Source organism: Planosporangium mesophilum, assembly GCF_016863255.1.
Classification (GTDB): Bacteria; Actinomycetota; Actinomycetes; order Mycobacteriales; family Micromonosporaceae; genus Planosporangium; species Planosporangium mesophilum.
Genome location: NZ_BOON01000028.1, coordinates 60,018 through 73,326, shown reverse-complemented (window position 1 = coordinate 73,326; position 13,309 = coordinate 60,018). Strand labels below are relative to the sequence as shown.

The 13,309-nt window shown below is 68.8% G+C and carries 12 protein-coding genes; 3 read left to right on the top strand and 9 right to left on the bottom strand.

The features are described 5' to 3' along the window. Positions 1 to 8: 8 nt before the first annotated feature. Positions 9 to 1,196, top strand: a complete 1,188-nt coding sequence (locus Pme01_RS14845) for a fatty acid desaturase family protein (RefSeq protein WP_168115916.1) — start codon at positions 9 to 11, stop codon at positions 1,194 to 1,196. A 763-nt stretch (positions 1,197 to 1,959) separates the two neighbouring features. Here the strand turns inward: Pme01_RS14845 and Pme01_RS14840 are convergent. Next, positions 1,960 to 2,877, bottom strand: coding sequence for a mechanosensitive ion channel family protein (locus Pme01_RS14840; RefSeq protein WP_168115917.1), 918 nt, complete (start codon positions 2,875 to 2,877; stop codon positions 1,960 to 1,962). A gap of 407 nt (positions 2,878 to 3,284) precedes the next feature. Between Pme01_RS14840 and Pme01_RS14835 the strand changes: the two genes are divergently transcribed. Continuing rightward, positions 3,285 to 3,584, top strand: coding sequence for a phosphate signaling complex PhoU family protein (locus tag Pme01_RS14835; RefSeq protein ID WP_239088238.1), 300 nt, complete (start codon positions 3,285 to 3,287; stop codon positions 3,582 to 3,584). 220 nt (positions 3,585 to 3,804) lie between these two features. On the opposite strand, the gene Pme01_RS14830 is transcribed toward Pme01_RS14835, so the two are convergent. Next, positions 3,805 to 4,860: an aldo/keto reductase gene (locus Pme01_RS14830; RefSeq protein ID WP_168115918.1), complete on the bottom strand. Its 1,056-nt coding sequence runs from the start codon at positions 4,858 to 4,860 to the stop codon at positions 3,805 to 3,807. A 104-nt stretch (positions 4,861 to 4,964) separates the two neighbouring features. Here Pme01_RS14830 and Pme01_RS14825 point away from each other — a divergent pair, with 104 nt between their 5' ends. Further along, positions 4,965 to 5,351: a MerR family transcriptional regulator gene (locus Pme01_RS14825; RefSeq protein WP_168115919.1), complete on the top strand. Its 387-nt coding sequence runs from the start codon at positions 4,965 to 4,967 to the stop codon at positions 5,349 to 5,351. Between the two features lie 282 nt (positions 5,352 to 5,633). Here the strand turns inward: Pme01_RS14825 and Pme01_RS14820 are convergent, their stop codons facing one another. The 7 genes from Pme01_RS14820 to Pme01_RS14790 form a co-directional block, all read right to left on the bottom strand. After that, a complete protein-coding gene (locus Pme01_RS14820; protein WP_168115920.1) occupies positions 5,634 to 6,437 on the bottom strand; it encodes an inositol monophosphatase family protein in 804 nt (267 codons plus the stop codon). 136 nt (positions 6,438 to 6,573) lie between these two features. Next, positions 6,574 to 7,272 (bottom strand): GNAT family N-acetyltransferase, encoded by a 699-nt coding sequence (locus tag Pme01_RS14815; protein ID WP_203935635.1) that lies wholly within the window; start codon positions 7,270 to 7,272, stop codon positions 6,574 to 6,576. A 69-nt stretch (positions 7,273 to 7,341) separates the two neighbouring features. Beyond that, a complete protein-coding gene (locus tag Pme01_RS14810; RefSeq protein ID WP_168115921.1) occupies positions 7,342 to 8,310 on the bottom strand; it encodes an NADPH:quinone oxidoreductase family protein in 969 nt (322 codons plus the stop codon). A 237-nt stretch (positions 8,311 to 8,547) separates the two neighbouring features. Next, complete coding sequence (locus tag Pme01_RS14805) at positions 8,548 to 10,107, bottom strand: flavin-containing monooxygenase (RefSeq protein ID WP_168115922.1); 1,560 nt, start codon at positions 10,105 to 10,107, stop codon at positions 8,548 to 8,550. Further along, positions 10,104 to 10,958, bottom strand: a complete 855-nt coding sequence (locus Pme01_RS14800; protein ID WP_168115923.1) for an SDR family NAD(P)-dependent oxidoreductase — start codon at positions 10,956 to 10,958, stop codon at positions 10,104 to 10,106. Before Pme01_RS14800 ends, Pme01_RS14805 begins: the two co-directional genes overlap by 4 nt. Beyond that, positions 10,939 to 11,883, bottom strand: coding sequence for an alpha/beta fold hydrolase (locus tag Pme01_RS14795; RefSeq protein ID WP_168115924.1), 945 nt, complete (start codon positions 11,881 to 11,883; stop codon positions 10,939 to 10,941). Before Pme01_RS14795 ends, Pme01_RS14800 begins: the two co-directional genes overlap by 20 nt. Continuing rightward, a complete protein-coding gene (locus tag Pme01_RS14790; RefSeq protein WP_168115925.1) occupies positions 11,880 to 13,226 on the bottom strand; it encodes a cytochrome P450 in 1,347 nt (448 codons plus the stop codon). Before Pme01_RS14790 ends, Pme01_RS14795 begins: the two co-directional genes overlap by 4 nt. Positions 13,227 to 13,309: the final 83 nt, after the last annotated feature.

The following is a 13,309-nucleotide window of genomic DNA, read 5'->3' as shown; positions in this document are numbered from 1 at the left end:
CCATCCGCATGACCGTGCTGCAGAAGAAGGCAGAGAACCCGATCGCCCACCTGTCCGCTGAGGACATCGAGGTCATCGGCAAGGAACTCGACGCGATCCGGCAGGGGGTCCTCGACGCCCGCGGCGAGGATGACGCACGGTACATCCGCAAGGTCATCGCCGTCCAGCGGTGGACGGAGCTGGCCAGCCGGGCCGTTCTGCTGGGCTCGATGTTCCCGCCGGCCTGGCTGCTCGGGACGGCCGGCCTATCGGTGGCCAAGATCCTCGAGAACATGGAGATCGGGCACAACATCCTGCACGGCCAGTGGGACTGGATGCGCGACCCGAAGATCCACTCGACCAGCTGGGAGTGGGACAGCGCCAGCCCGGCCGAGCAGTGGAAGCACTCGCACAACGAACTGCACCACACGTACACGAACGTGGTCGGCAAGGACAACGACCTTGGCTACGGGATCATGCGAGTCGACGAGGACCAGCCGTGGCACCCGATGCACCTCGGGCAGCCGCTGTGGAACTTCGTGAACGCGTGCTTCTTCGAGTACGGTATCGCCGCCTACGACCTCGAGCTGGGCACGGTGATCGCCAAGAAGGAGACCGGCAATCCCGAGTTCCGGGCGCGGGCCAAGGCGGTGCTACGCAAGATCCGTAAGCAGGTCGCCAAGGACTACGTCATCCACCCGCTCCTGTCGGGCCCGTCATTCCTGTCCACGCTCGCGGCGAACGTCGTGGCGAACATGGTGCGCAACCTCTGGGCGCATTCGGTGATCATGTGTGGGCACTTCCCTGAGGGCGTGGAGACCTTCGAGAAGCGGTCCATCGAGGGCGAGACCCGCGGTGAGTGGTATCTGCGCCAGATGCTGGGCTCGGCGAACATCTCCGGCAGCACTGCCATGCACATCATGACCGGCAACCTGTCGCACCAGATCGAGCACCATCTGTTCCCCGACCTGCCCAGCAACCGGTACGCCGAGATCGCGCCCAAGGTGAAGGACCTCTTCGATCGCTTCGGGCTCAACTACCACTCCGCGCCGCTGCCCAGGCAGGTCGCCAGCGCCTGGCACAAGGTGTTCCGCCTCTCGCTGCCCAACGGCTGGCTCGAGGAGACCACGGTGAAGAACGCGCCGGCCCAGCTCGTCAAGCTCTTCAGGATGACGACCGGCGGTCCGAAGGTTCGTCGGGCGCTGCAGGACGCCTAGAGCGGTACTCAACCAGGAGAAGCGGCTGTAGAGCCAGCGGTATGGCCGAGCCGGTCGATACGTGCCGCAGCGGAGGTGACCAGGGCCGGCAACTCGTCCAGGTCCGCGGCACTGGCTGACGGGGACACGCTGCCGCCGGCCCGTCGGTCTCGGGCAGTTGGTCGAGCCACGTGTCGTACCAGTCGCCGCGGATGCGCCAGGTTCGGTTGGGCAGCTGAATCATCTTCGGCGCGACTCCGCGCTGGCGCCAGTGGTCGAAGGTGCCGCGGTCGATGCCGAGCTCGTCGAGGATGTACGGGATGGTCAGCCAGACGCGCTGGCGGGGGTTCTTCGGACCCTCGGCCCCCTGATGCCCCGACGGCGCGACGTTCGGCCGATACCGGCGCGACCCGTACGGCCAGCAGACGACCGGACATCGGCCCCGCAGGCAAGGGCGGCTTCGACAAGGCCGACCACCTACCGCGGCGAATACCACCTGCCGATCACTTCGGCTGGGAAGCGCAAGGCAGCCGGCGCCGACGTCGGCGGCGGCCATGCGATCTTCCCGGTTTCATGGAGTCTTTGGCCTGCCCCGGATCAGCGGACTCGGGGCGCCGGCGGCCGGCCCTGCCGCTCGATCACCGACAGTGAGATGGACCGCCTGACGTCTGCTACGGGCTCGCCAGGCCGCCCTGGTCGATCCGGCGGTGGTTGCCGGATCGACCAGGGCGATCGAGGAGTGCCTGCCACCGCGTGCGGGGGTGCCCCCACCGGTTGCGGGGGGTCAGGAGGTGACCGGTGGCTGCTCGAGGGTGGGGGGCAGTGGCTGGGTCGGCTCAGGCTTGTCGGGGTTCGTCGGCTGGGTGGCGGGGGTGGGGTCGGCCCGGCCGGGGGTGTAGCTGGTGGGCGGCGGGGCGGGGGTTTGGGCCTGGTCGACCGGGGCGCGGCCGGTGACCGTGGGCGCGGGCGGCTCGGCGTCGGGACGGGCGGCGTTGTATGCCTTGGCGTGTTCGGCGATGGTCTGTGACTGCTCGGCGGCGCGTTCCAGCCAGCCGTCCCAGCGCTGCTGCATCGGTGCGACCAGGCCGCCGCCGACGCCGACGATCAGGATGCCGGCGATCGTGGCGAGCACCGCGATCAGGATCGGGGTGGTGACCGTGGTGGCGACGCCGATCTGGTTGAGCGCGGCGATGATGCCGAGGCCGATGAGCAACCAGGAGGCCAGGTTGGCCAGCGCCCGCCCGTAGGGCAGGCCACCCAGGGCGTTGGTGACGATGTCGCGCACGGTGCTGGCGATCGCCGCGGCGACCACGATGATCAGGATGGCGACGAAGGCCTTGGGCAGCCAGGCCACAATGGATGTGATCAGGTCGGAGACCGGGTTGGGGCCCCAGATACCGAACGCCAGTTGCAGGGTGACCAGCAGGACCGCGTAGTAGACCAGTTTGGCGATGATGTCGCCGGCGGTGTAGCGGCTGCCGGCGAGCGCGGTGTGGATGCCGCCACGCTCGACGAGCCTGTCGAACCCGGTGCGCTGCAAAATCGTGTGCACGACCTTGAGTAGCAGCCGGGCCACCAGCCAGCCGGCGATCAGGATCGCGATGAACGCAATCATCTTGGGTAGCAACAGCACGACGGCACGAAGCATGTCGGTGAACGCGGCGGTCGCGTTCGCTGTGGGCGCCGCGAGGGGAACGGGCATGTCGTCTCCATCCGGGGGCTATTGAATTCAGCGGATGGCTACCCCTGTGGACAGTGCCGAAAACGGCGCCTGCTCGGCTTGATCGACGCGCCGCGCGGGTCGGGTCCCGGGCCAGGGCGAGTGCGGTGCTTTGGCAGCCGTCTCGCCGGCGAGTTCCTCGGTGCCGTCGGGTCGGGTCAGCGCTGCGGGCCCATATCTGGCCCGGCCACCACGAACGTGCGCTTTAAGGCACCAGTCCGTCGCCATCGACGGCGAGTCGGCCAAGCTCGACGCCCATGGCTGCCGGCCGTGTGATGACGTTGCGTCGTGACGACATTCCGTTGGGTTCACCCTGCCGCCCAGGGGCGGGAGGGGAGTGGGGAGAGCATGCGCGAGGAGTTCCGGGTCGACTCGGTGAGGTCGGCCAAATGCTGGTGATGATGGCGCAGGGGGTGCGTGAGGCGATGCGACGCGCGAGCGGCGCCCTGCTCGCCGCGGACCGCACCGAGGCCGAGCGGGTGATCGACGGCGACGCGGAGTTTGACACGCTCTATCGAATCGTTGAGGACCGCGTCTACGACCTGATCGCCCGCCAGCAGTCGGTCGCTGGCGACCTGCGAGTGGTCCCGACCGCGTTGCACGTGGCCGCTGACCTGGAGCGCATGGGTGCCTGGCCGAGCACGTGGCCGGCACCGGCACCGGCATCCGGCGCCGGCGGTCGCCGGTGACCTATTCGGTCAGTGCTCAGATGCGGCGCTCGGCGTCCACACATGGCGGCTGCGGAGGTCTCTGATCGGGTCCACGCTCATGCCGCCGTCCATGCGCGCTGGCCGGTCGAGGCCATCACGCTCGGTAGCTGGCCCCTGAGTCGAGCGGGCATCCTGAACTGCCGAGATGAGGGCGTTAGTAATCGCGAGTGCCTGTCGCCGTGGCCCTCATCGTGGGGCTTCAAAGGGATCTACGTCGAACATATGGCGGACCATCCGGAAAAGCCGCGAACAGCGAATGCGGCGTCATGGCCGGCACTGAATCGCTCTCGGCTTCGAGCGTGGTCAGGTGGTCGGCGGACAGGCTGATGTCCAGTGCGTCGAGATTCGCATCGAGCTGTTCGACGGTGGTCGCGCCGACCAGGGTGCCAAGGACCCCCGGTCGGGTGGTGACCCAGTTGAGCGCGACCTGCGCCGGTGTTCTTTCCACGTCTGCGGCTATCGCATTCAGGGCGTCCATGATGCGCCAGTGGCGGTCGGTCAGGGTGACGGCCATGGGCCATTGACGGTCGGGAGCGAGGCGTCCTTCTCCGATGCTGAGGGTCGGATTGCGGCGGTATTTACCAGTGAGGAAACCGTTGGCGAGCGGAGACCACGGCACCACTGCCATGCCCAGGTTCAGTGCCGCCGGCAGATGTTCCCACTCGATGCTCCGCTCGGCGAGGGAGTACTCCAGTTGCAAGGCGGCGACCGGCTCCCATCCGCGACGGTGGGCCAGCGTCTGGGCTTTGGTCGCCCACCACGCGGGGACGTTGCTCAGTCCGACGGCGCGTGTCTTCCCGCTGCGAACCAGCGCGTCGAGGGTGGCCATGACCTCGTCGACGTCGGTGACCTGGTCCCACATGTGCAGCCAGTAGAGATCGATGTAGTCGGTCTTGAGGCGGCGCAGTGATGCCTCGATGGCGCTGAGGATGTGCTTGCGGCCGTTGCCGCGGCCGTTGGGGTCGGACGGGTGGGTCGGGCCGCCGAATTTGGTGGCGATGACGAGCCGGTCCCGATCGGTGGCCTCCCGGATGAGCTTGCCGAGGAGTTCTTCGCCGGCGCCCCCTCCATAGACATCGGCGGTGTCGATGAGGTTGCCGCCGCGGTCGAGGTAGCGGTGAAAGATGGCTCGCGATGCCTCTTCGCCAGCATGCCACCCGCCGCTACCGAAGGTCATCGTGCCCAGCCCGAGCGGAGAGACCCGCAGTCCGCTCGATCCGAGCAGGAAATAGTGGTCGAGGCCGGTCGTGGCCATGGGCGCCCGCCTTTCGTGGTCGTCCTGGCCCACCCTGCATGCTGGAGTGCACTCCCGGTCAAGTCAGTTGACCGGGACCGCACCCCAAGTGCCATGCTCGGCCGGTGCCGTCTCACACGCCGAAGCAGGCCGCCGCGCTCAGCGGGTTCAGCCTCGACACCCTTCGCTACTACGAACGCATCGGGCTGTTGCCCAGGATCGGGCGTTCCGCGACGGGCCGACGCGTCTTCAGTGAGGTCGATCTGAAGTGGCTGGAATTGTTGCGCTGCCTGCGCGACACGGGCATGCCGGTCGCGGAGATGCTGCAGTTCGTGCGGCTCATGAACGACGGCGCGGCGACGGTGACCGAACGCGCCGAAATTCTGACGGCGCATCACCAGCGTGTCGAAGATCAGATCAGCCGACTGCAGGGTCACCTGAAACAGATTCGCAGCAAAATCGATATCTACCGGGACGGCAAGCCCTGGTCATATAACCAATCGGCGTCATAACAAGGTTCTTCGACGTCGAACCACAGCACGTACCCATTTGCCGCGCTCCGCGCGCCCGGCACTCAACTGGTCGGTCCGTCGCCGAAGGCCCGGTAGCCGTACTCGCTAGGCTCAGGGTTGCAATCGTTCACCAGCAGTGTTGCGACGACCGTCAGAATCCGCTCCCGTCCTCGCTGCCTTGGCGTCGCTGAGCGGGCATGCCGGCTGCCACCGCGGCCGTCACGGTCGGTGCCCCAGCGGGATGGACCGACGGCCGGTCATGCCGAGGTGGCGGATACCGAATCAATCCCTTGTTGCGCGCTGGTTCCCGACGATCGTCAGCAGGGCGGCATGCGTCTGCTCGTCGGCGGCTACGACAAGACCACCCGTGCCGGTGTGGATTGGCCGGCCATCGATCCCGGTGATCACGCAGCCAGCCGCCTGGCAGAGGGCGATACCGGCCGCGAAGTGAACGCTGTCGCGCAGGTGGCCATCGGTGACGTAGGCGGCGCGGCGGCCGGCAGCGACCCAAGCCACGGCGAGGGTGGTGGAGACCACGCGTGGGCGGAACTGCTCGATGAAACCCTCGTCAGCGAGCATCCGGGCGGCGGAGAAGACTTCGTTGTTGGGGAATGGCGGGTCGAGGTTGACGTCGACCAGCCTTGACTCGGCCGACGGGGCGAGGGGCTGGTCCATACCACCGCGACGCACGTACGCGGCGATGCCGTCAGTCCAGAACACCTCATTGGTGAACGGGTCGGCAGAGGCGGCCACGGCGATCTGTTCTCCGGCTCGCAAAGCTACGTTTACCGAAGCCAGCATGTTCCTCACGGCATAGTTCAGCGTTCCGCACAACGGGTCGACCAGCCACATGCGATCGTTCTCGCCAGCGCCCGCGCGCCCGCTCTCCTCACCCACCATGAGGTCGTGCGGACGCGCAGCACGCAAGACGTCGAGGATGGCCGCCTCAGCCTCGATGTCGGCGGTGGTGGCGAAGTCGCCCGCGGACTTCTGGAAGCGTGTCAGCGATGATCCGTAGTGAGAGCGGACGACAGCGGCCCCGGCTTCCGCCGCTTCGATGACCAAGTCTTGGTCGGTGATCGACATGCAGGCACCATAGATGCCGCCCTTGACCTGAGCGCGCATGGCGGTCCCGCCGCAGCACGGGAATACCGATCGACATCCGGATCTGCCGCCGAGCGCGCGACTTTGTCGAGAAGCGGATGCCAGAGTGGATCACGACCTACACGGGGCTCCAGATGAAGCGGATGTCTGGCGCCTTCTCCTCGTTGCCGGATCCGTCGGTCCTCTCAGCCTCGGTGAAGCCGTGACGAAGGTAAAACCTCTGCGCGCCGATGTTGGTGGCGAACGTCCAGAGCTGAAGCCCTTCGGGGCGGCGTGACTTGGCAAGTTCGACGAGCTGTGAGCCCAATCCGCGGCCGGTGATCGCGGGCTCGACGTAGAGCTGGTCGATCCAGTCACCGTCCAGAACCAGCGCCGCCAAAGGGCGGCCGTTGTCGTCCTCCGTCAGCCATACTTCCCTTTCGGGGACGACGATGGCGCTGATCCACCCGCGTATCTCAGCATCAGAGTGGACCGCTGCGGGAATCGCGCCGGCAGCGGCGCGGCGGGAACGAATGATGACGTCCGCAACCGCCGGGGCGTCATCCGGCCCGGCGCGACGAGTTGTTGCCGGTTCGCGCCACCCGGTGTTCAAGAGACTCATGGGGGTCATGCCTTTCGCGCCCGAAACGGCGTGCAACCGATTTACCGCATCTGCCGCGACGTGGGCGGCGGCGCCCCAGCCGTGAGGCCCGCGATCGGACAGCCCGTCAGCATTGCCAGAGGAACCCGGCGGTCCTGCATGCGCGGCAGTGAAAGCCTCCGCCACCGGCATGACGTTGTTCGCCTTTACTTCGGCCGTGTCGCCGACGGCGTGCACCGTGCCCTATGCGCCATCACTGAGCGCCTGGCCCAGTTGGATATTCAAGTCTCCGATGAGTCGCAGCTTTCAGCGGCGTACCCGGAGCAGGACCTTGCCGGTGGCGCGGCGCTCGTCGAGTTCGGTGACGGCCGCGGCGGCGTCTTCCAGGGGGTAGGTCGATCCCAGCACCGGGTTCAGCGTGCCGTTTTCTATGTGCGGCATGAGCTCCTGCCACTGCTCCCGTGGGTATCCCGGCTCCGCGAGCCAGAACGCGCCCCAACCGACGCCGAGGAGGGAGATGTTGTTCAGCAGGAGCCGGTTCACCTTCACGGTGGGGATCTCGCCGCCGGTGAATCCGAGCACGAGCAGACGGCCTTCGCGGGTGAGGCTGCGCAACGAGTCGGTGAAGCGGTCGCCGCCGACGGGGTCGACGACGACGTCGACGCCCCGGCCATCGGTGAGTTGCTTGACCCGGTCGCGGAACCCCTCGGCGAGGATGACCTCGTCGGCGCCGGCGGCTCGTGCCACCTCGGTTTTGGGGTCGGTCGATACGACCGCGATGACGTGTGCCCCGTAGACCTTCGCCAGTTGTACTGCGGCCGTGCCCAGCCCTCCGGCCGCGCCGTGAACCAGTACCGTCTCCCCGGCTCGGAGGCGGCCGCGCCGGGTTAGCGCGAAGTGCATGGTGAGGTAGTTCATCGGCAGCGCCGCTGCCTGTTCGAACGGCGTCGAGTCCGGTAGCGGGAACACCAGCTGCGGGCCGACGGCGACCATCTCGGCGAACCCACCGAATGCGGGGAAGGCGGCCACCCGCTGTCCGGGCACGAAACCGCTGTCCTCGGGGGCTCGCCGGACGACGCCCGCGACTTCGCTGCCCGGCACGAACGGCAGTGGGGGCTTGAACTGGTACTCGCCGCGGGTGAGCAGTACGTCGGGGAAGGTCACGCCGGCGATGTGGACCTCGATCTCGACGTTGCCGTGGCCGTCCGGCTCAGGCACTTCGGCGAGCCGCATCGCCCGGGGCCCGTCGAGGGCGGCGATCTGGACAGCGCGCATGAGACCTCCTGGACGAAATGCTGGGTACGGGCCGCAGCCGCCTGGGGTGGGCGTTGTTCACCCCAGGCGGCGAGGCGGCTGTCGAAGTAACGGCGGCGAGCGTGTCGGCCACCGCAGGGGGAAGTGCATCCCAGTAGCGGCAGCGCGTCAAACGGATGCCGGCCGCTTTGTCGTGTCGAATCAAATCTTTGTCGTTCAGGATCAAGACTGGCTATCCGGCGGTCGCGACCACGGTCTTCAAGGCCGAGGTGGCCCCGGATCCGGGTCAGTCGAGGCAGATTCTCGTCCGCCTCTGCCACCAGCACCGATACCACCGGCACCGACGGCCGACCGTTCCCGGCTGGACCGGCGGGTGAACCGCAGCACACCGTCGTCGATCCGGCCGTGCCGCAGCCTCAGCACGTCGTGGGCGTAGCTCATGCCGAGCCGCCACGGAGCCCGTGACCCGGCCTTCGGGAACTCGTCGATGGAGCGCAGCACGTACCCGGCCTGGAAGTCCAGCAGTGGCCGGTCGGTGACGCCCGGGTCGTCGTTGGTCGGCACGCACTGGTCGTAGCCGTTGGCGTCCAGGTGTCGCAGTAGCCGGACGACGTACTCGCTGACCAGGTCGGCCTTGAGGGTCCAGGACGCGTTCGTGTACCCGATGGTGAAGGCGAAGTTCGGCACGCCGGACAGCATCATGCCCTTGTACGCCATGGTCTCCGCCGGCGTGACGTCGCGGCCGTCGATGGTGAGCCGCAGGCCACCGAGCGCCAGCAGTCGCAGACCGGTGGCGGTGACGACGATGTCGGCCTCGAGCTCGGCGCCGGACTCCAGGCGCAGCCCCGTCTCGGTGAACTCCCTGATGCGATCGGTGACCACCGATGCCAGGCCGCTGCGGATCGCGGTGAACAGGTCGCCGTCGGGAACCAGGCACAACCGCTGGTCCCACGGGTTGTACCGGGGGGCGAAGTGGGTGTCGACGTCGTAGCCGGGCGGCAGCTGTTTGAGCGCCGCCTTGCGGATCATCGACTTCACCACGTGCGGGCGCCGCCGGCTGAGCTGGTAGATCAGCGTGCCCAGCGCGACGTTCTTCCACCGCGCGATCGGGTACGCGCGTCGGGCGCCGAGCAGGTGCCGCAGCCGGTTCGCGATCGGGTCCTCGCCCGGCAGCGACATGATGTACGTGGGGGAGCGCTGGAGCATCGTCACGTGCGCGGCCCGATCGGTCAGGGCCGGCACGAGCGTCACGGCCGTCGCACCGCTGCCGATGACGACGACCTTCTTGCCGGTGTAGTCGAGGTCGGCCGGCCAGTGCTGCGGGTGGACGACCCTGCCGCCGAACCGGTCGATGCCGGGGAATTCCGGGGTGTGGCCGGCGTCGTAGCGGTAGTAGCCGCTGCACACGTACAGGAAGTTCGTGGTCAGCCGGACCGGTTCGCCGTCGTGCTCCGCTTCCACCGTCCAGCGCGAGTCCTCAGTGGACCACTCTGCGCGTACCGCCCGGTGCCCGAACCGGATGTGCCGGTCGATGCCGGCCTCGGCGGCGGTGTCACGGATGTAGGCCAGGATCGACGGCCCGTCCGCGATGGCCTTGGCCTGCGTCCAGGGCCGGAACCGGTACCCGAGGGTGTGCATGTCCGAGTCCGACCGCACGCCGGGGTACCGGAACAGGTCCCACGTGCCGCCGATGGCGTCCCGCGCCTCCAGGATCGTGTAGCTCCGGTCGGGGAAGGCCGACTGGAGGTGGTGCGCGGCGCCGATGCCGGACAGCCCGGCACCGACGATCAGTACGTCGACGTGCTCGGTCGTGCTCATCGCGCCGGCTCCTTCTGTCGTCCGCCCGCCGCCGACATCACGCGCGAGATCACGCCGTAGTAGTGGGTCGGTGTGATCCGGGCGAGCGCGTCGAACAGGTACGCGTCCGGGCCGACGAGGATGCGCGCCTTGCCGCGCTCCACCCCGCGGTGGATGATCGCCGCCGCCTTGTCCGGCGATGTCATCGTCATGGCCTCGAACTGCGCCGCCATCTGCTCGTGGGTCCGGCCCAGCCCTTCGGGGTCCTTGCGGATCCGTGCGTTGCGGGCGATGTTAGTGGTGATGCCGCCCGGGTGCACGGTGACCGCCCGTACCCCCGTGCCGCGCAGCTCCTGGCGCAGCGCCTCGGTGAAGCCGCGGACGGCGAACTTCGCGGCGCAGTACGCGCTCTGGTACGGCACCCCCAGCAACCCGTACACGCTGGAGGTGTTCACGATGACGCCGGAGTCCTGCGCGACGAGGATCGGCAGGAACGCCCGGGTCCCGTTGACCACGCCGTGGAAGTTGATGTCGTGCAGCCAGTCGTCGTCCTCGGGTACCGCGTCCAGGACGGACGAGGAGACCGCGACCCCGGCGTTGTTGAACACCGCGCCCAGCGGGGCCGGCAGCCATTCGCGTACCTCGTCGGCGAACCGGAGCTGGTCGGCCGCGTCGCGGACGTCGAGGGCCCGGCTGAGCACGGTCCCGCGCAGCGACTCCGCGGTCTGCTTCAGGCCGGCGGAGTCCACGTCGGCGATCGCCACCGGTGAACCCAGTGCGGACAGTCGCTGGGCGAGGCTGCGGCCGATGCCGGACGCCGCGCCGGTGATGACCACCGGGCGGCCGGCGATCTTAGGAGCTGGTCGAGGCATCGGAACTCCTTGTCGGTGCGTGCCCCTCGCGGCAGCGGGCTGGGTCGTCCTGCCCGCTGCGGGCATGGGCGTCGATGAGGTCGAGCAGGGCCGGCCACGCGCCCGCCGGCAGGTCGTGACCCATGCCGGCGATGGTCTCCAGCCGGGCTCCGGTGATCGCCCGCGCCGTGGCCTCGCCGCCGGTCGGATGGACCATCCGGTCGCGGTCGCCGTGGATGACCAGGGTCGGGGCGGTGATCGCCCGTAGCTGCGCGGTCCGGTCACCGGAGCGGAAGATGGCGGCGAGCTGCCGACCCGTACCCGCGGGCGAGGGGTCACGGTCCCAGGCCACGCCGGCGCGTTCCCGTACCCACGCCTCGTCGAACGGGAAGCCGTGCGAGCCGATGTGCCGGAACATCTGCACGGCCCGCTCGGCCGCCGCTTCCCGGGTCCGCGGCGGGCGGGCCGCCATGCGCAGCCACGTGGACAGCGCGGGCCGGCCGATGCGGCGGGCCCCGGTGGTGGACATGATCGAGGTGAGGGTACGTACGCGCTGCGGGTACAGGGCCGCGACGGTCTGGGCGATCATGCCGCCCATCGAGACGCCCACCAGGTGGGCGTCGTCGTACCCGAGCGCGTCGAGCAGGCCCGCGGTGTCGGTGGCGAGGTCGGCGAGGTCGTACTGCTCCGCCGGCCAGCGCCGCCGCATGATCGCGGCCATACCGGGCGGCCGGAACCGCGCGTGGGTCGACGCGCCGGCGTCGCGGTTGTCGAAGCGGATGACCCGGTACCCCCGTGCGGCGAGCTGTCCGCAGAACGCGGTGGGCCAGCTGTGCAGCTGCTGACCCAGCCCGGCGACCAGGACGAGCGGCTCGGCACCGGCGTCGCCGAGCTCCTCGTACGCCAGCGTGATGCCGCGCCCGACGTCGACCAGTTGCTCGGTCACCGGACCACCTCGCTGTGCGCGCCGGTCGTGGCCGCGCTCGCCCGGTCGGTACGGCGCCGCACGATCGCCTGGCCGCCCTTCCCCGGAGCGTTGGCGATCCCGCGGGAGTGCCAGGGCTCGTCGGGCTCGTCGGTCGGTTCCAGAGTGAAGTCGCGCAGCAGCGTGCGCAGCACGACGCTCATCTCCATGTTCGCAAACGCCGCGCCGAGGCAGCGCCGGGTGCCGCCGCCGAACGGGATCCACTGGTACAGGTCCGGCTTGGCGTCGAGGAAGCGGGACGGGTTGAACACCCGCGCGTTCGGGAAGATCTTCTCGTCGTCGTGGATCAGGGCGATGCTGACGATCACCCCGTACCCCTTGGGGATCGCCCACCGGCCGAGCTGGAAGCCGTCGGTCCGCACCTGGCGCCCCACCATGTCGATGACCGGCCGGGTGCGCTGCACCTCGACGATCGTCGCGTCGCGGAGCGCCGTGCCGCCCGCGTCCACCTCCGCGACCAGGTCTCGTAGGACCGCGGGGTGGCGGCGGATCCGCTCGACCGCCCAGGCCAGCGTGGTGGCCGTCGTCTCGTGCCCGGCGGCGAGCAGGGTGAGCAGTTGGTCGGCGATCTCGCTGTGGCTCATCGACGAGCCGTCGTCGTAGCGGCTCTGCAACATCATCGCGAGGATGTCGTCGCGCTGGTCGAGGTTGCCCTCCTGCTGCGCCTTGGCGATCAGGCGTTCGACGACGGCGTCGTACTCGCGGCGGATCGCCCGGAACCGGCCCCATGGGCTCCAGCGTCCCCAGTCGACCGTCGGAACGGGTATCACGGCCAGTTTGGACCCGAGCGTGACCAGCGCCGGAAGCACCTCGCGGAGCTGGACGAACTCGGTACCCTCGGCGCCGAACACGGCCCGCAGGATGACGTTGAGGGTGATGCGGTTCCACGACGGCAGCGTCGCGAAGACCTGACCGTCCGGCCACGTGGCCAGTTCGCGCTCGGCCTCCTCCTCGACGATGGTCTCGTACGCGGCGAGCCGGCGACCGTGGAACGGTGGCACGAGCAGCTTGCGCTGCCTGCGGTGTTCCTCCCCGGTAAGGGCGAAGAACGAGCCGGGGCCGAGGACCCGTCCGAGATTGCGGTCGGGGGTGTCGGCGACGTCGGGACGGGTCTGGAACAGTTGCTTGATCTCGGCGGGGTCGCTGATGACCACGACGCGGCCGAAGACCGGCATGTACGTGGTGAAGGCGTCACCGTAGCGGTCGCGCAGCCGGGGCATCCCGCGCAGCGGCTGGGTCAGCGCCTGCATGGCCTGTACGAAGCGTGGGGCCGACGGGCCCGGTGGAAGCGTCGCAGTCGTCATTGATCCAGCACCTTCCCGGTGTGGTACGTGAACGTACCACCGCACGGTACGCTGGCGTACCGTGCCATTCAAGGGCTTCACTG